The following is an 18,709-nucleotide window of genomic DNA, read 5'->3' as shown; positions in this document are numbered from 1 at the left end:
TCCCTGGCCGAAGCCGTGGCTGCGCTGGACTCCTAAGACGCAAAGGGCCCGTTTCGATGGCTCGCTGCGCAGCATGCCGTGCGAACGGCACCCTGCGCAGCGACGCCCCGAAACGGGCCCGTGAAGCGAACTGGCTACATGTGCACGTGCAAACGCCGTGCCGCCTCCGAGATGGAGCCGGTCAGCGACGGGTACACCGTGAAAGCACTTGCGACGTCGTCCACGTGCAGCTTCTGGGTGACGGCCACGGAGATCGGGAAGATCAGCTCGGAGGCGTTCGGACCCACCACCACCCCACCAATGACGGTGCCGGAACCCTTGCGGGCGATGATCTTGACGAAGCCGTCCTTGGTGTTGCGCATCTTGGCGCGCGCGTTGCTGAGGAGCGACAGCATCACCACATCGCCCTGGTACTTCCCGGACGCCAGATCGGCCTCGGACACACCCACGGAAGCGATCTCCGGGGACGTGAAGATGTTGGAGGCTACCTGGTTGAGCTTGAGGGGCTTCACGCCGTCACCCATGAAGTGGGCGATCGCGATCCGGCCCTGCATGGCGGCAACGGAGGCCAGCGCGAAGACACCCGTGCAGTCGCCGGCAGCGTAGATGTTGGGCGCCGTGGTGCGGGAAACACCGTCAACCTTGATGTGGCCGGACTCCGTCAGGGCAACGCCAGCTTCTTCCAGCCCAATCCCCGCGGTGTTCGGAATGGACCCGACACACACCAGGCAGTGGGAACCTGTCACCACCGATCCGTCACCCAGGGTGACCTTCACGCCGTCGTCCGTTCGCTCAACCGCATTGGCGCGGGAGCGGGACAGGACGCGCACGCCGCGACGTTCAAAAACGCCTTCCAGCAGCTTGGCGGCGTCCGTGTCCTCGCCCGGGAGGACCTGGTCGCGGCTGGAGATCAGCGTGACCTTGGAGCCAAGGCCGTTGTAGGCGGAAGCGAATTCGGCGCCGGTGACACCGGACCCCACGACGATCAGTTCTTCGGGGAGCTCGTCCAGGTTGTAGATCTGCGCCCAGTTGAGGATGCGTTCGCCGTCGGGCTTGGCCGTGGGCAGTTCGCGGGGGTGGGCTCCGACGGCCAGGAGGATGGAGTCGGCTTCGATGGTGCGGGTGCCCTCGAGCGTGAGGACCTCTATGGTGTTGTTGTCCAGCAGCTTGCCGGAGCCGATGACGATCTCGACGCCGAGGCGCTCGAGCCCGTCGCGGATGTCTTTGGACTGGCCACGCGCGAGATTCAGGACGCGGTCGTTGATGTGCTTGAGGTCAGCGTGTGGCTTGGAGGCGGTGTCGTCGAACTTGACGCCGAGCTCGTCGGCTTCGCTGACACGGGTCATGAGGTCGGCGGTGGCAATGAGGGTCTTGGAAGGCACGACGTCGGTCAGAACGGCCGAGCCGCCGAGGCCTGCCCGTTCAATGATGGTGACTTTGGCGCCGAGCGAGGCGGCCACCATGGCAGCTTCGTATCCGCCGGGACCACCTCCCAGGATCGCGATTCGTGGGGAACTGAAGTCAACTTGGGTGGTCACAATCCTCAATTCTCGCGCATCCGCGCTGCCGCTGCCAGTCAGCCACACCTCACCCGCAGGCGCGTCCCTACCGCACAGCCTTGCGTGCACGGTAGCTTGTACCAGTGAGTAACTCAGAGCTGTTGAACACAGACCCCTTCGAAGCCGCCAAAGACGCCGCCGACTACATCGCGGCAGAGACCGGCGTCGAGTCCCACGACGTCGCCCTGGTACTGGGATCCGGCTGGGCAGAAGCCGCCGACCTGATCGGCGAAACCACCGCGACACTCAGCGCGTCGGAAGTTCCCGGCTTCCACAAGCCGGCAGTCGTGGGCCATGTGGGAACCATCCGCTCAGTCCTCACCAAGGAAGGCAAACGCGCCCTGGTCCTCGGCGCCCGCACCCACTACTACGAAGGCCGCGGCGTCCGTTCCGTGGTGCATGGCGTGCGCACTGCCGCTGCTGCCGGCTGCAAGACCCTTGTTCTCACCAACGGCTGCGGCGGGCTCAACGAAGCTTGGGAACCCGGCACGCCGGTCCTGATCAGCGACCACATCAACCTCACGGCCACTTCCCCGCTTGAGGGCGCCACGTTCGTGGACCTCACTGACCTCTACTCCTCGCGCCTGCGGGAGCTGGCCCGCGAAGTGGACCCTTCGCTGCAGGAAGGCGTCTACGCCCAGTTCACCGGCCCGCACTACGAGACCCCGGCCGAGGTCCAGTACGCCAAGCGGATCGGTGCGGATCTTGTGGGCATGTCTACAGCGCTTGAAGCGATTGCGGGACGACACGCGGGTATGGAGGTCTTCGGAATCTCCTTGGTGACGAACCTCGCCGCGGGGATCAGTCCCGTTCCGTTGAGCCACGCCGAAGTCCTGGAAGCCGGCGAGGCAGCAGGCAGGCGGATCTCTGCGTTGCTGGCCGGGATCATCGCAAAGCTCTAGCCACACTCCGTCGAAATCATTCGCACCTAACCGGGTCGCAGTTCGCGTCCTTCCCAGCGCTGGAAACGGCCTGAACTGCGACCCGATTGGGGGCACATAGGGGAACGACGGTGGACCCGTCAAGTCACATGGCACCCGTGTAAACACACAGTAAATTCTCAGAATAAGTCTGTTTTAAGGCGAAACATTTGACCCTCCCCAACAAGCGTGGCACGCGCGCGTGTTGGCAATGTAAACGCTTGCACACAGGTGCCGCGCATCCCCGCCCGAGCCCTCGAAACAAGCTTTGCTTCACCACCTGACACGTGTTTAGCGTGGAAAGTGCCCCGGTAAGTCGACGTGCCGGAGCAACCGCGGCGAGCAGCTCAGGAAGGGCCGCCGCACCTCGAAACGATGGCGTCCCTCGAAGACGCCACCAGCGGATCGGGCGGACGCCGGACTCGAGCAGCAACTCCACGAAGTCCAACACTCCGCGAGAAGAGCAAGCATGAACACGCACTCAACCCCAACTCGGCCAAGACGCCGCTTGCGCAAGGCAACCGCCATCGCAGCAGCAGTCAGCGTCGCCGGCGGCATCCTCCTTGTCACACCGGCCGCGCAGGCCAACCTGCCGGCCGACCCGCCGTCGAGCACCATGCCGGCACCCACGCCCGGCTTCCCGCTGCCGTCGAAGCACACGCAGCAGGCCTACGATCCGGCAGCGAACTTCACCTCCAAGTGGACGCGGGCGGATGCCAAGCAGATCATGGCCCAGAGCAACCCCAACGTCACTCCCGGCCAGAACTCCATGAGCCCCAACGTCACCATGCCGGAAATCCCCAAGGACTTCCCCGCCATGAACGACGACGTGTGGGTGTGGGACACCTGGTCCCTGACCGACGAGAATGCCAACCAGATCAGCTACAAGGGCTGGGACGTCATCTTCTCCCTGGTCGCTGACCGGCACGCAGGCTACGGTTTCGACCAGCGCCACTGGAACGCCCGGATCGGTTTCTTCTTCCGCAAGACCAACGCCGATCCTGCCAAGGACAAGTGGAACTACGGCGGACATCTGTTCCTGGACAACACGTCCATCGGCAACACGGAATGGTCCGGCTCCACGCGGCTCATGCAGGGCAACAAGATCAACGTCTTCTACACGGCAACCACGTTCTACGATGTCAAGGAACGCAACTCCGGCGGCGGCGGGATTGCACCCGACGCCGTGATCGCCAAGGCCCTTGGCAAGATCCATGCCGACAAGAACGGCGTGACCTTCGACGGGTTCCAGCACACCAAGCTGCTTGAGCCGGACGGAAAGCTCTACCAGAACAAGGCCCAGAACCCGGGCTTCGCGTTCCGGGACCCGTACACGTTCGCCGATCCGGCCCACCCGGGCAAGACCTTCATGGTCTTCGAGGGAAACACCGGTGGGACTCGTGGCGAGTACAAGTGCAAGCAGGAAGACCTGGGCTACCGCCCGGGCGATCCCAACGCCGAAACCGTGGACCAGGTCAACAGCACCGGAGCCTGGTACCAGACAGCAAACGTCGGCTTGGCAGTGGCAGACAACAAGGACCTGACCAAGTGGAGCTTCCTGCCCCCGATCCTGTCCGCCAACTGCGTCAACGACCAGACTGAGCGGCCGCAGATCTTCATCCAGAAGGAGAAGGGCAAGAACAAGTACTACCTGTTCACCATCAGCCACCAGTTCACCTACGCGGACGGCATGCGCGGCCCCGATGGCGTGTATGGCTTCGTCGGCAACGGCGTCCGCTCCGATTACCAGCCCGTGAACAACAGCGGCTTGGCACTCGGTTCCCCGACGGACCTGAACATGCCGGCCAACGCCCCTGAAGGCCCGGACCCGCGCCAGAACGGCCGGCAGTTCCAGGCCTACTCGCACTACGTCCAGCCCGGCGGTTTGGTCCAGTCGTTCATCGACAACGTGGACGGCGTCCGCGGCGGCTCCCTCTCCCCCACCGTGAAGATGAACTTCCAGGGCGGCGTAACGCAGGTTGACCGCAGCTTCGGCAAGAACGGCCTCGGCCCGTTCGGCTACTTGCCCACCAACGTGCGCGTTGGCGGCGAGGGCCTCTACAAGTAAGACCCCTGGCCCATAAGGCCCCGGCGGGGGTGCGTCCGGCCACGAAGCCAGGCGCACCCCTGCCACCCCCCAACCCCCAGGATTCCCCATGACTTACCCCAACACCCCCTCATCCAGCCCCCGTTTTTCCCGCCGCCAATTGCTTGCCGCAAGTGCCGCCGTCGTGGTTTCGTTCTCAGCCGCCTCCTGCACAGCGCCGCGCGATGCGGAAAGCCCGACGCCGGTCCCCGCCACGCGCGGGCCGCAGCCTTCCGCTTCGGAACCGTGGCGTCCGGCCGTTCACCTGACCGCGGAAAAGAACTGGCTCAACGATCCCAACGGCCTGGTCTACGCAAACGGGACCTACCATGCCTTCTACCAACACAACCCCCGCGCAAACTCCTGGGGAAACATGTCCTGGGGGCACTCCACCAGCAAGGACCTTGTGAATTGGGAACAGCAGCCCGTGGCCATGGAGGCCAGTGCGGACGAGGAGATCTTTTCCGGGTGCATCGTGCTGGATGAGAAGAACGCCTCCGGGCTGGGTTCGGCCTCCAACCCGCCCATGGTTGCCCTCTACACCAGCGCCTACGGGAAGCGTGGAGCGCTGCCGCAGGGAACACAGGCCCAGTCCGTGGCCTTCAGCCTGGACGGCGGAACCACGTGGGAGAAGCACCGCGGCAACCCGGTGCTTAACCTGGAGCCGAACAATAACAACTTCCGCGACCCGAAGATCACCTGGTACGAGCCCGGCAACTACTGGGTGATGACCACCGTGGTGGCCGACGCCCAAGTGGTCAAGCTCTTCAAATCCACCAACCTGCTGCACTGGGAGTTCCTCAGTGATTTCTCCGGCGTCGGGGCGCAGGGCGGACTCTGGGAAGTGCCTGAGCTGCTGCAGATGAACGTTGAAGGATCCACGGCCAGGAAGTGGGTCATGCTCCTGAGCATGAATCCGGGCGGTATTGCGGGCGGCTCCGGAATGCAGTACTTCGTGGGCGAATTCGATGGCACACGCTTCGTTGCGGAAGACGCTGCGGCACCCGATGCTCCCCTGGAAGAGTCGCAATGGCTGGACCACGGAGCCGACTACTACGCGGCCAATACCATCTCCTACGCGCCCGGTGACAAGCCGGTGCTGCTGGGCTGGATGGGCAACTGGGATTACGCCCAGGACGTGCCCACCACACCTTGGCGGGGAGCCATGGCGATCCCGCGGGAGCTCACCTTGGTCCGCGGTGACAAGCGCTACGAGCTTCGTTCGGGCATTGCAGCGACCGCCTTGCAGAACCTGGAACGCGGTGAGGTGAAGAGCAAAAACCTCACCGTCGATTCCCGGATGGAGGGCCTTGGTAAGGACTTTGAGGACCGCAGCCAGCTCATCGACCTCGAGCTGGATCTGGCGTCAGCCCGCGAAGCCGGAATCCTGCTCCGTCATTCCGCCGACGGCAAGGATGGACTCCGCATCTCCTACGAGAAGGACCCGGGCACCCTGAAAGTGGACCGCTCGAAGGCCGGGACCACTAACTTCTCGGAAAAGTTCAGTCCCTATCACCAGGTTCGCGTGCCAGCAGACGGTAACAAACTGCGACTCCGGATCCTGCTCGATTCCTCCTCCGTGGAGGTCTTCGCCCAGGACGGGACTGCCGTGGTCACGGATACGTTCTTCCCGGGCTGGGACAACACGGGGGCCTCCGTTTTCAGCACTGACGGCAATACATCGTTCTCAGTCCGCTCCCGCAACCTCTAGGTTTCGCCGAGAGGCGGGATCCCGGCATTTACGACCCATGAATGTGCCGGGATCCCACCTCTCGTTGCCTGTCAGGGGCCGATTGAGGATAGTTTTGTGCTTATGACATCGAGCGATGCCGCACTTGGACAACTGATTGACGACGCCCACGCGTGGGCTTCCCAGGACCCCGACCCGGCGACGTCGGCCGCCCTCCTGGAGCTCGCAGCCCTCGCCGGAGCAGGCGACGCCGGAGCAGCCCAGGAATTGGAAGACAGCTTCAACGGCACGCTGCAGTTCGGCACTGCCGGTCTCCGTGCCGCCCTTGGCCCCGGACCAAACCGCATGAACCGCGTGGTGGTACGCCGGGCGGCGGCAGGCCTGGCAGCGTTCCTTGGCGAAACCGTCGCCGCAGCTTCCCCGGGAACCCGGCCTCGCGCCGTCGTCGGCTTTGACGCCCGCTACAACTCGGACATTTTCGCGCTGGAAACGGCGGCGATCTTCGCTGCCGCAGGCATCGAAGCGTTCCTCATGCCCGCAGCACTTCCGACGCCGATCCTCGCCTACGCGGTCCGCGCGCTGGATTGCGACGGCGGCGTGATGGTCACAGCCAGCCACAACCCTCCGCAGGACAACGGTTACAAGGTGTACTTGGGCCGGCACGCGGTGGAGGAAAGCGGCAGGGGCGCGCAGATCGTGGCGCCCTACGATGCGGAAATCGCCGCAAAGATCGCCGCGGTGGGCACGCTGGACTCGATTGAACTGGCGGGTGCAGGCTGGACCGTGCTGCCCGCATCAATCGCCACGGACTACGAAGCAGCCATGGCTGGCCTGGCGGACCGGGAACACTTCCCTGCACGGGACCTCAAAATCGTCCTCACACCCATGCACGGCGTAGGCGGCGGCACAGCCGTGTCCGTCTTGAACGCCGCCGGCTTCACTGACGTGACCCTCGTGGCCGAACAGGCCCAACCGGATCCGGATTTCCCCACGGTGGCCTTCCCCAATCCGGAAGAACCGGGGGCACTGGACCTCGCGCTCGCGAAGGCTGGGGAAATGGGAGCGGACATCGTCCTGGCCAACGACCCCGACGCCGACCGGGCGGCGGTTGCCGCGTTGGACCCCGCGACGGGTGAATGGCGCATGCTGCGCGGCGACGAAGTGGGCGCCCTCCTGGGTGCGCACGTGGTGGCGCGGCTGGCAGCGGATACCGGAGACGAACCACGCGAGGGCGTCTTTGCCAACTCGATCGTCTCATCCAGGCTGCTGTCCCGCATCGCCTCGTCGGCGGGTTACCCGCACGAGGAAACGCTCACGGGATTCAAATGGATTTCGCGCGTCCCCGGCCTGCTCTACGGATATGAGGAAGCGCTGGGCTACTGCGTGGCGCCGGAGCTGGTGAAGGACAAGGACGGCATCTCCGCCGCCGTGCTCATCGCCGAGCTCGCGGCCGCCGCGAAGGCCGAAGGTAAAACGATCTTCGATACCTTGGACGAGCTGTACTTGGTCCATGGCCTGCACGCGAGCGACCAACTCAGCATTCGCGTGGCGGACCTGGGGCTGCTGGATGCCATGATGAACCGCTTGCGGGTCAACCCGCCGGAAGCGTTTGGCGGCTCCGCCGTCGAGGTTTTCACGGACCTCGCGGCAGGAAGCGGAACGTTGCCACCCACGGACGGGCTGCTGTACCTGACCAAGGACCAAAGCCGCGTGATCATCAGGCCCAGCGGCACCGAGCCCAAGCTGAAGTGCTATCTGGAGGTCATCCAGCCCGTGGAGTCGGCGGCGGAACTTCCCGCTGCCCGCCAAGCGGCCCGGACATCCCTGGACGATGTCCTCAGGGATGTCCGCGAAGCCCTGGGACTCTAGAGCTCAACCTCGATGTAGCCGTCCACCAATCGGGTGGCATAGGTGGCGAGCGTCAGTTCCGGGTGCGTGAAGCATTCACCGGTCTCAAGGTCGTAGACCTCCTTGTGCAGCGGCGAGGCGATGGTGGGCCGCGTCCCGCGGGAGCCGATGATGCCGCGCGCCATCACGTTGGCGAACGTTGCCGGATCCTGCTGTGCGACGGCGAAAACCTCACCGGGGGCGGTGCGGAACAATGCCACCTGCCGGCCCTCGATCAGTGCTGCCTCGCCCCATGCCAGTTCGAGCTCGTCCACCGGGCACACACGATGCCAGGTGCCGGTGATGGACAGGTCCTCTGCGCGGTCAAGAATTACGGTCATGTCAGCCCCTCTCGCTGCGTCCGGGTGCGGGCACTTTCCACCGTCACTCCCCCGGACCAGGCCACACTCGCGGCCACTCCTCAAAGCTAGGACCCGGGTGTTTCAACGGGTGTCAGGCTTTGTGTCCAGCGCGTAAAAGAGACCTCACGCCCCGCGAAATGCGTTCGTGATGCAGAAGTTAAGATCACGAAACAAACGGGAAACTGAAGTGAAACTGCCCTTCCCTAGGCTGATTCCACAAGTTGCGGAGACCTGTCTGCAACATTTGCGAAAGGCCCACCAGTGACCGGACACACTTCAAGCACAGAGAACCCGCGCCGCATCGTCGTGGTCGGAGGCGGCCCCGCTGCCCACCGTTTTACCGACGCCATGTACAACCGCGGACTCGATGGCTGGCAGGTTACCGTCCTCACCGAGGAAGCCCACCTCCCCTACGACCGCGTGGCATTGAGCAAGGCCCTGACCGAAACAGATGTTGACCTCACCCTCGGTGACGCGTCCATGTGGGACCACCAGGCGCTGGCCCTGAAGACCGGCGAGCGCGCCATCAAGGTGGACCCGGTCGCCAAGAGCGTACTCACCGCCGCCGGCAACAAGTACGAATACGACGAACTGGTAGTGGCTTCCGGCTCCGACGCAGCCCGCCTGCCGATTCCCGGCGCCGAACACACCCACGTGTACCGGACCCTTGAAGACGTGTGGGCCATCAACAAGGCAATCGCCGACCTCGGCGCCAAGCTGGGCCGCAAGGTCAACGCCGTCACCATCGGCGGCGGCTTGCTGGGCCTTGAGTCCGCTGCCGGAACCGAACAGCTCGGTGCCACACCGGTGGTCATTAACGGCTCGCCGTGGCTCATGAACACGCAGTTGGATGAAGGCGCCGGCCAGGCCCTGGGCCGTTTGATCGAGGCCAAGGGCTTCGAGGTCCACGGTGGCGTGTTCCCGTCCGAAGTACTGGCGGACGACGACGGCCAGGTCACCGGAGTGTTGATGGCGGACGGCCGCACCATCCCGGCGGACCTCGTGATCGTGGCCATCGGCGTCAAGCCACGCGATGACCTCTTCCGCGCCGCCGAGGGCGAAGAGCAGCTCTTCAGCCTGGGACAGCGCGGCGGCGTGGTGATCAACGACTTCTGCGCCACGGAAGTTGAGGGCATCTGGGCCATCGGTGAAGTGGCCAACTTCGGTGGCATGTGCCTGGGCCTGGTGGCGCCGGCAAACACCATGGCGGAGATCGTGGCGGACCGCCTGCACGGTGGTGAAGCAACGTTCCCGGGCTTTGATACGGCCACCAAGCTGAAGCTGTCCGGCGTGGACGTGGCCAGCTTTGGTGACGCCTTCGCCAGGACGGAGCACTCCCTGGAGATCGTGTACGCCGATCCCGCCCGTGGCGTCTACCAGAAGATCGTCACTACCGACGATGCCAAGACCCTGCTGGGCGGCATCTTCGTGGGCGATGCCTCCCCGTACATGAGCCTGCGACCGCTCCTGGGCCGGGAGCTCCCCACCGAACCGGGCGCCTACCTGAGCGCTGCCGGTGGCGGCGAGGCTCCGGAAACGGAACTCCCGGACGACGCCATCCTGTGCTCCTGCAACAATGTGGCGGCCGGTTCCATCCGCGACGCCATCAACGGCTGCGGCGCCTGCGAAGGCAACGCCCCCGTGCAGGAACTGGGCGGGCTCAAGGGCTGCACGCGTGCCGGTACCCAGTGTGGTTCGTGTGTTCCGATGCTCAAGAAGCTCCTTGAAGGCGAACTGAAGAAGTCCGGCATCGAGGTCTCCAAGGCCCTCTGCGAGCACATCAGCCTGTCCCGCCAGGAACTGTTCGACGCCATCCGTGTCCTGGAGCTCACGTCCTTCGAGGACATCATGGCCAAGTACGGCACTGGCGCCGGTTGCGATATCTGCAAGCCGACCATTGCCTCCATCCTGGCCAGCCAGCACTCCGCGTACGTGCTCGATGCCGGCCGTGGCACCCTGCAGGACACCAACGACCGCGCCTTGGCGAACATGCAGAAGGACGGCACCTACTCGGTGGTCCCCCGCATCGCCGGTGGCGAGATCACCCCGAAGGGCCTTGGCGTCATTGCCGCCGTGGCCGAGAAGTACGGCCTTTACACGAAGATCACCGGCGGCCAGCGCATCGACATGTTCGGTGCCCGCCTCGAGCAGCTCCCGGATATCTGGAAAGAACTGGTGGAGGCAGGTTTCGAATCCGGCCAGGCCTACGGCAAGAGCCTGCGCACGGTGAAGTCCTGCGTTGGCTCCACCTGGTGCCGTTTTGGCGTCCAGGATTCCGTGCAGATGGCGATCGCCCTCGAGCTGCGCTACCGCGGCCTCCGCAGCCCGCACAAGCTGAAGATGGGCGTTTCCGGCTGTGCCCGTGAATGCGCGGAGGCCCGGGGCAAGGATGTTGGAGTGATCGCCACGGCCGACGGCTGGAACCTGTACGTCGGCGGTAACGGTGGCGCCACTCCCGCCCACGCCCAGCTGCTGGCCAAGGACCTGGACGATGAGACGCTCATCAAGTACATCGACCGCTACCTCATGTACTACATCCGCACGGCGGACCGCTTGCAGCGCACGGCCCGTTGGCAGGAAGAGCTCGACGGCGGGCTGAAGCACGTGGAGGAAGTGGTGGTCAACGACTCCCTGGGCATCGCCGAGGAACTCGAGGCCGCCATGTCCAAGCACATCGACACGTACGAGGACGAGTGGGCCGAGACCCTGAAGGACCCGGAGCGCCTGCGCCGTTTCCGTTCCTTCGTCAACGCCCCCAACCAGAAGGACGAGTCCATCTCCTTCGTTCCGGAGCGTGGCCAGATCCGCCCGGCAACGAACGAGGAAAAGGGTGGCGTGCTCATCGCTTCCACCATTCCGGTCCGCAGTGCCGTCACGGCAGACAACTAGGGGGAATTCCATGCAGCTCACCATCGACCTCACCGGCCGCGATGTTCTGGTCACCGGTTCCGATACCGCTTCGCGCCAGGCGGTTCGCCGCTACCAGGCTGCCGGCGCCGTGGTGCACCGGCTCAGCACGCCATCGGATATCGCCTTCGACGGTCCACTCACCGTGCGCCCGTTCCTGGTGGCAGTAGTGGACGACGGCGATACCGGTTGGCTGCCGCTGCTGGAACGCTGCCGCGAAGCCGGAATCCCTGTGGCCGACGAACCCGCACCGGGCCTGGAAGGGCACGTGACGTTGGTGGGCGGTGGTCCGGGTGCACTGGACCTGCTGACGGTTGGCGCGGTGGATGCCTTGCGGGATGCCGACGTGGTGTTCTACGACAGGCTGGCCCCGTACCAGGAACTGGCCGCGCTGACCTCCGCCGACCTGGTGGACGTCGGAAAGCAGCCCGGCCACCACAAGGTGACGCAGCGTGACATCGAAAAGCTCATGGTGGAAGCCGCGCTCCGCGGAAAGAATGTTGTCCGGCTCAAGGGCGGCGATCCGTACGTGTTCGGCCGCGGCGGCGAGGAAGTGGCAGCCTGTGTTGCCGCTGGTGTACCGGTGCGCGTGATCTCCGGGGTTACGAGCGCCATTTCCGTTCCTGCCGCTGCCGGAATTCCGGTCACCCACAGGGAAGTAAGCCACCTGTTCACAGTGGTTTCCGGACACGCTCCCCTGACCGAGAAGGAGCACACCCACCTGGCGGGCCTCGGCGGAACCATCGTGGTCCTGATGGGCATTGGGACGCTCCCCCAGCTTGCAGCCGGCCTGCGCCGCGCGGGGATGAAAACGGACATGCCCATGGCTGTGGTGGAGCGCGGATACCGGCCCGGTCAACGCACCACCATCGCGGATCTGGGTACCATCGAAACGGCAGCCACCGGTTGCAGCAACCCGGCCGTGCTGGTCATCGGCGAGGTGGTCCGGGTGGCTGAAGCCAACCGCAATCATGCCGAAGCATCCGCCGAACTGAGCCGCCTCGCGGCTTCGCTCCTTGAAGCCTGAAGGTAAACCCATGACTGTTGCACACGAGCTCGAAGCTGCTGTGACGTTGGCCGAGGCCACCGAAGCCACGGACCTGCCGCTGGACGGATTCCGCATCGGCGTCACCTCGCACCGCCGTTCCCGGGACCTCATCGAAGCGTTGGAACGCCGCGGCGGGAGCGTACTCCATGCCCCCGCCCTGAAGATCGCTCCCGTCCAGGAAGACCTGATCCTCATCGAGGACACCAAGAGCATCATCGAGGCCAAGCCGGATATCTGCATCGCCACCACGGCCTACGGCATGCGCCGCTGGTGCGAGGCCGCGGATTCCTTCGGCATCGGCGAGCAACTCCTGGAAACACTGTCCGCCTGCCGCATGTTCGTCCGGGGACCCAAAGCCCGCGGTGCCGTCCGCGCGGCGGGGCTTGCCGACGTCGGAATCAGCAGCGACGAAACCACCGCCACACTGGTGGACATGCTCCTGGCAGAAGGCGTGCGCGGTAAGACTGTGGCCGTGCAGCTTCACGGCTACACGGATGTCCGCCAGCTTGAGCGGCTCCGGATGTCCGGGGCCACGGTGCTGACCGTGACGCCCTACCGGTGGGTGAAGCCCGACGGCGAGGACAAGCTGCCGCGCCTGATCGAAGCCGTGGTCAGCGGAAACCTGGACGTTCTGACGTTCACCAGCGCCCCGGCCGTGGATGCCATGTGGAGCACGGCGCACGAGATGGGCCTGTACCGCCAGCTCATCGAGGCCCTCAAAGGACCAGTGACGGTCGCCGCCGTCGGGCCTGTCACCGCCCAGCCATTGGTCGACGCCGGGCTGACGCCGCTCATCCCGGACAGGTACCGCATGGGTGCCCTGATCCGCCTGGTCACCGAGCATCTGTCGCTGAACCATGTGCGCCGTCTGGAGACCAAGAGCGCCACCATCGAGCTGCGCGGGCGCTGCCTGCGGATCAACGGTGAAGTGGTGGAACTGGCACCGGCTCCGTTGCTGTTGCTGCGGGCTCTTTTGGGCGCCGGTGGCGCGGTGCTGTCCCGCGAAGCGCTGTCCGAGCTGCTGGACCTGCGCGGTTCCGTGCACGCCCTGGACATGACGGTCAGCCGGCTGCGCTCCTCGCTGCCCGACGGCAAGCTCGTGGAGACCGTGGTCAAGCGCGGATACCGCCTGCGGGCGTAGTCCTTTCTGCAACCCGCTACGCCGCCGTCCACTTCAAGCTGCCTTCACCAGGGGCAGTTCGTCCCAGCGGGTGGTGTAGCGGGGGCTCAGCAGGCCCCGCTTCATGGACCAATCCGGGCCGCCACGGATGCCAGCATGCCCCAAGCCGATGGAGCCGCGGCCGTAGCGTTTGCTGACCTGTTCCAGGAGCGGCCCGATCCCCCGTTCCTCGTGGCGGTTCTCGAAGATTTCCAACGGTTTCTGGTTGCCGGTGGGCCGCAGGTCCGTGACCATGATCCCTGCCTTCGCGTACTTGGTCCCTTCCTGGAACTTGGGCACCAGAGCGTGCGCCGCCTTGGTCAGGAGCACGGGATCCGAGGTAGGCATGGGCAACCTGACGGTGACGGTCGGGAAGGATTTGTCGTTGGGGTTGTACACGGACGTCGCCGCGTAGGCCGTGAGCAGTTTGGCTTGCAGGTCATGCTTCGCCAGGCGGGCACTGGCCATCTGGCCATAGACGCTGAGCACCTGCCGCAACTGCGCCGCCGTCGTAATGGGCGTTGAGAAGGAGCGGGAGAAGATCAACTGGTCCCGCCCGATCCGTTCCTCTTCCATGGGGATGCACGGCGTGCCCTGCAGTTCCAGCACGGTGCGCATCACGACAATCGAGAACTTGTCCCTCAGTTTCACGGGGTCCGCCCGCACCAGGTCTAGAATGGAGAAGATCCCGATGGCGTTCAGCCTCTTGGTGAGCCGCGTCGCTATCCCCCAGATTTCGATGACTGACAACCGCGACATGAGCGCCTCGCGTTGATCCGCCGGCACGGAATCCCAGCGGCACACGCCGTTGAACGCCGGATTGTGCTTGGCCCACTTGTTGGCGAGCTTTGCCAGCGTCTTGGTGGGGGCGATGCCTACGCACACCGGCACGCCCACATGCTTGCGGCACGCTTCCTTGATGGTCCGTCCGAGATCCAGGAGGTGCTCCGGGCTGCCCTTCACCCCCAGGAAGGCTTCATCGATGGAATACACCTCCTGCCACGCCGAGTATCGCCGCAAGAGATCCATGACGCGCAGGCTGATGTCGCCGTACAGCTCATAGTTGCTGGACATCGCAATGAGTCCCCATTCCTTGGCCCGCGGCGCGATCTTGAACCACGGGTCTCCCACTCCGATCCCGAGCTTCTTGGCCTCAGGCGACCTGGTCACCGCACAGCCGTCGTTGTTGGACAGCACGATCAAGGGCTTCCCCTCGAGTGCCGGGTTGAAGGCGCGCTCGGCTGATGCGTAGAAGCAGTTGATGTCCACGTGGGCGATTTCCTGCATCCGGCGCATGAGGGCTGGTTTGGACATCAGACCCCTTCCGGTGCTAGCACATGAACCCGGCCAAGCAAGTGCGAGACACGGGTTTATTCGAACAAATATTCGAATTATTCAACTGTACAGCGAGCCGCGGACAAAATAGCCTTGCAGGGTGTTGCAGTCGCCGCTTGGCCACCGTCGGATCAGCAATGCGAAGGCGTCCCATCCGGTAGCGACGACGCCGGAATATCCCTCATGGGGATTCGAGGCCAGCGCTGGTTGGCTCGGAAGCTGAACCCGAAGACCGCAAGGCCCTGCTCATTCGACGAGTATCAATGGTCCCCTCAGCCCAGAACGCGAGCCGCCTGAAGGCGGTCATCCCGCAACTGGAGGACCAGCCAAGGACTGAATGCCCACGGGGCAGCACTGGCCGCTCGCCGGAGATCATCCAACTTTGCCCAACGAAAGTCCATCACCTCGGCCGGCCGGGGATCAGGAGTGCCTTCACTGAAAGCAAAATAGACAGGGCAAATCTCGTTTTCCACAATCCCGGTTACGTCTACAGCCCGGTACTGGAATCCTGGAAGCACCACGCGTGGCGCGGTTACTTCAATCCCAAGTTCCCAACCTGAACGTCGCCGGAGAGCTTGCTCCATGGATTCGCCCGGCAGAGGATGACCGCAGAACGAATTCGTCCACACCCCCGGCCACGCAACCTTCTCAAGGGATCTGCGCGTCACAAGGACTTCATCTTTGGCGTTGAAGACGTAACACGAAAACGCAAGATGAAGTGGGGTATCCCTTGTGTGAACGTCCGCCTTGGAGCAAACGCCCGTTGGCTCCCCACGGTCGTCTACCAGCACTACCTGCTCCACGGTCACTAAAAATCCCACCTTATCGCTGTTTGATACTTTTCCTATAACGCACGTTATTGAGATATGAAAACGGTAATTTTCGCCGTTAATACCCATGTTTCGAGTAATCATCAAGCTTTGCAAAAAGGTACCTTTAATCCTTGGATTCGATACCTACACCACCGCAACTTTTGAACACCCGATCCTAGGTCACACCCTCGAGCAAAGTTCTCGAAACCTATCATCCCAAAGGCGATCAGACAGGAGCCTTGCACTCAAGAGGTGGCATCGAGTTGACTAATTTTGATTGAACGCATGCTATCGTCATTCCCGTTGCGGCTTCGGTCAATAGTTCCGAAGCGGATCACCAGACTTTCCTGTGGGGACAGTGAATTATGACAGCATTGCAAGCGGATTCAATTGCGGACGTTTCGCATGTTAAAACACGCGTTGATGCAATCCTTGAAGCATTTCTTGAGCGCCAAGATCAGTCCGCTTGTGGTTCTGAAATCTCGGTATTCACAAAGTTTCTTCGCAAAATGCTCGCGGCCGGAGGCAAGCGCATCCGCCCACGTCTCTGCATAGTCGGGTGGTCCTGCGTGAGTGACGAAGTCCCGCCACCGCTGGTTTACCGGATCGCAGCGTCACTCGAACTCTTCCATGCCTTCGCTTTGATCCATGACGACATCATGGATAAATCAGCCACGCGGCGGGGGCTCCCTACAGCCCATCACGCGTTGGCTGCCCATCTCCGGCACTTTCCAAGTGCGGATCAGTTGGGAAACAACGCAGCCATACTGCTGGGAGATCTAGCCTTGGGCTGGTCCTATGACCTGATTCAGCCGGAGCCACACGAAGAACGTCAACTGCCGGTGCCTTACCGGGTCCTAAGTATGATGCGCACCGAGACTGCAGTTGGACAGTACCTTGATCTGCTGGCCAGCGCACCTGCTTCCCCGTGCCTGGCTACCGCGTGGAAAGTTGTGCAATACAAAACGGCGAAATATACGTTTGAACGGCCCATCCAGATTGGTGCCCTTTTGGCTGGCGCCACGGACGATCAGGTACGCGCACTTTCCGCGTTCGCCGTCCCACTCGGAGAGGCCTTCCAACTCCGGGACGATCTTCTCGGGATTTTTGGCGATCCCAAGCTAACTGGCAAGTCTGTACTCGACGACCTCCGCGAAGGTAAACACACCGTTTTGATGTGTGCCGCGTTCGAACGGGCTACAGCCTCACAGGTGCGCAGGCTTCGCCGACATCTGGGCAATGCCCGACTCACTAGTGACGGTGCCCAAGAATGCCGGGACATCCTGCTGGCCACCGGAGCGGACAAGGTTGTTGAAGATCTTATTTCCTCCCGGTTCCGCGCGTCCTTGGAATTCCTCGACGCGGCGGACATAAGACCCACGGCCAAGGCAGCACTGCACCAACTCGCTTCGAACACAGTGGCTCGATCGTACTAAAACAACTGCAATCACTGACAGACTGGCCTCATTTCACACCAAGGAAGTTTCATGACAGCATCGCCACCTGCAGCTCTTCAAGAACGACCCGTCCCTGGAAGGATTCCCTTCTTTGGACACGCGCTTAGTTTTGCAGTCCGCCCCCAAAAATTTCTGGAAACACAGCGAGACCTAGGTGCGGTAACTTCCATAAAACTGGGTAACAAGAACGGGCAGATAGTAAATGACCCAACCCTTGTCCGTGAACTTCTGGTCGCTCGTACAAAAGACTTCATCAAATCCGGCCCGCTATATGAGACGAGCAGTCGATTTGTAGGAAATGGACTCGCCGTGAGCGAGGGGCCTTACCACCGTCAACAGCGCCGCCTAATGCAACCATCCTTCCGAAAGTCCCGAATCCCCGGGTATCACTCCGCCATGCGCGAGGCCACCGTCAAGATGATTGAGACTTGGCAGACGGACCAAACGGTAGACGTGTGGAACGATCTGTCGAAACTAACGGTTACCGTCATAGGCAAGAGTCTTTACCAGGGTGGCTTTACCGACGAGATGACTGAACAGATCGTGCGCTCAGTTGCTACGGCGTCCCGCGGCATTGGCTGGCGCAGTCTTATGCCCGCATGGATGCATCGGGTGCCAACTCTCGAGTCCCGGGACTTTTCCCACGCCCAGCAAGTGCTCCATTCAATTGCCGATCACGTCATTGCTGATCATCAGGCCCACAACGCCGACTCACAGCACTTCCTGACTGAGCTGCTTTCTGCTCGGGATGAACACGGGAATGCCTTGACGGACAGGCAACTGCGGGACGAGGTGGTGACACTGTTCTCCGCCGGTAGCGCGACCGTGGCTACTACATTGGCCTGGGCGCTCCACCTGGTGAGCGAACGTCCGGAAGTCGGGCAGCGCATTCATGACGAGGTCGTCGCAATTCTTGCTGATGGGCCGGTGACAGCCGATACCGTCCCCCGTCTCACTTATACAGGCAGAGTCGTAAGTGAAGTGCTTCGTCTCTACCCGCCGGCGTGGCTGCTCCCGCGGGTCACTACCGAAGACACAACCTTGGGTGATCACTTTATCTCTGAGGGCACGCTTGTCTTCTTCAGCCCCTATGCGATTCACCACGACCCCCGTCTGTACCCCGACCCAAAGCGATTCGATCCCAATCGCTGGCTCCCTGAAGAAGTCGCCAAACGTCCACGCGGCTCGTACGTTCCGTTCGGCGCCGGCGTGCATCAGTGCATTGGCAACGACTTTGCACTCTTCGAAATCATCACAGCGCTGGCGACCATAACGAGAGAGTGGAATCTGGCCAAACCGCCTGGAGCCGTAGTGCGGCCACGAGGAGGACGGGCGGTCCTGGAACCAAAGAAACTGCATCTAAGGGTCCAGAAGCGTGTCCGATCGGTTCCACTCCATTTGAGTGATCACCGAGACGAAAACATCCCACGTTGCCCGCATAACCACGACACGCCACAACCCTGACGGCCCGTCCTGTTCGAATCAAA

13 protein-coding genes are annotated in these 18,709 nt (G+C 63.1%); 9 read left to right on the top strand and 4 right to left on the bottom strand.

Annotated elements, in window-relative coordinates:
• Positions 1-134: 134 nt before the first annotated feature.
• A complete protein-coding gene (locus tag ACIPV6_RS17710) occupies positions 135-1,538 on the bottom strand; it encodes an NAD(P)H-quinone dehydrogenase (RefSeq protein WP_400272136.1) in 1,404 nt (467 codons plus the stop codon).
• Positions 1,539-1,642: 104 nt separating this feature from the next.
• Between ACIPV6_RS17710 and ACIPV6_RS17705 the strand changes: the two genes are divergently transcribed.
• From ACIPV6_RS17705 to ACIPV6_RS17690, 4 genes are all read left to right on the top strand, one after another.
• A complete protein-coding gene (locus ACIPV6_RS17705) occupies positions 1,643-2,461 on the top strand; it encodes a purine-nucleoside phosphorylase (protein ID WP_400272135.1) in 819 nt (272 codons plus the stop codon).
• Positions 2,462-2,948: 487 nt separating this feature from the next.
• The gene (locus ACIPV6_RS17700; protein ID WP_400272134.1) at positions 2,949-4,547 is read left to right on the top strand and encodes a glycoside hydrolase family 68 protein; all 1,599 of its coding nucleotides are present in this window, start codon (positions 2,949-2,951) and stop codon (positions 4,545-4,547) included.
• A gap of 88 nt (positions 4,548-4,635) precedes the next feature.
• Positions 4,636-6,276, top strand: coding sequence for a glycoside hydrolase family 32 protein (locus ACIPV6_RS17695; RefSeq protein WP_400272133.1), 1,641 nt, complete (start codon positions 4,636-4,638; stop codon positions 6,274-6,276).
• Between the two features lie 102 nt (positions 6,277-6,378).
• Positions 6,379-8,124: a phospho-sugar mutase gene (locus ACIPV6_RS17690; RefSeq protein WP_400272132.1), complete on the top strand. Its 1,746-nt coding sequence runs from the start codon at positions 6,379-6,381 to the stop codon at positions 8,122-8,124.
• On the opposite strand, the gene nirD is transcribed toward ACIPV6_RS17690, so the two are convergent.
• Positions 8,121-8,483, bottom strand: a complete 363-nt coding sequence (gene nirD / locus ACIPV6_RS17685; protein WP_400272131.1) for a nitrite reductase small subunit NirD — start codon at positions 8,481-8,483, stop codon at positions 8,121-8,123. The genes ACIPV6_RS17690 and nirD overlap by 4 nt on opposite strands.
• A gap of 282 nt (positions 8,484-8,765) precedes the next feature.
• Between nirD and nirB the strand changes: the two genes are divergently transcribed.
• The 3 genes from nirB to ACIPV6_RS17670 are packed head-to-tail and all read left to right on the top strand — an operon-like array spanning position 8,766 to position 13,600.
• Entirely contained in the window at positions 8,766-11,393 is a 2,628-nt protein-coding gene (gene nirB / locus ACIPV6_RS17680) for a nitrite reductase large subunit NirB (RefSeq protein WP_400272130.1), read from the top strand.
• Positions 11,394-11,403: 10 nt separating this feature from the next.
• On the top strand, positions 11,404-12,438 hold the full coding sequence (cobA, locus tag ACIPV6_RS17675) for a uroporphyrinogen-III C-methyltransferase (protein WP_400272129.1): 1,035 nt from the start codon (positions 11,404-11,406) through the stop codon (positions 12,436-12,438).
• A 10-nt stretch (positions 12,439-12,448) separates the two neighbouring features.
• Positions 12,449-13,600 carry a uroporphyrinogen-III synthase gene (locus ACIPV6_RS17670; RefSeq protein ID WP_400272128.1) on the top strand — a complete coding sequence of 384 codons (1,152 nt, stop codon included), beginning with the start codon at positions 12,449-12,451 and terminating at the stop codon, positions 13,598-13,600.
• A gap of 33 nt (positions 13,601-13,633) precedes the next feature.
• On the opposite strand, the gene ACIPV6_RS17665 is transcribed toward ACIPV6_RS17670, so the two are convergent.
• On the bottom strand, positions 13,634-14,932 hold the full coding sequence (locus ACIPV6_RS17665) for a Y-family DNA polymerase (RefSeq protein ID WP_400272127.1): 1,299 nt from the start codon (positions 14,930-14,932) through the stop codon (positions 13,634-13,636).
• 293 nt (positions 14,933-15,225) lie between these two features.
• A complete protein-coding gene (idi, locus tag ACIPV6_RS17660) occupies positions 15,226-15,852 on the bottom strand; it encodes an isopentenyl-diphosphate Delta-isomerase (protein ID WP_400272187.1) in 627 nt (208 codons plus the stop codon).
• A 278-nt stretch (positions 15,853-16,130) separates the two neighbouring features.
• On the opposite strand from idi, the gene ACIPV6_RS17655 reads away from it, so the two are divergent.
• On the top strand, positions 16,131-17,201 hold the full coding sequence (locus ACIPV6_RS17655) for a polyprenyl synthetase family protein (RefSeq protein WP_400272126.1): 1,071 nt from the start codon (positions 16,131-16,133) through the stop codon (positions 17,199-17,201).
• Positions 17,202-17,252: 51 nt separating this feature from the next.
• The gene (locus ACIPV6_RS17650) at positions 17,253-18,686 is read left to right on the top strand and encodes a cytochrome P450 (RefSeq protein WP_400272125.1); all 1,434 of its coding nucleotides are present in this window, start codon (positions 17,253-17,255) and stop codon (positions 18,684-18,686) included.
• The last annotated feature ends 23 nt before the right edge of the window (positions 18,687-18,709 follow it).

The sequence above is a fragment of the Paenarthrobacter sp. NPDC089988 genome (genome assembly GCF_044748465.1).
Lineage (GTDB): Bacteria > Actinomycetota > Actinomycetes > Actinomycetales > Micrococcaceae > Arthrobacter.
This window is presented reverse-complemented; position numbering and strand designations above follow the sequence as displayed.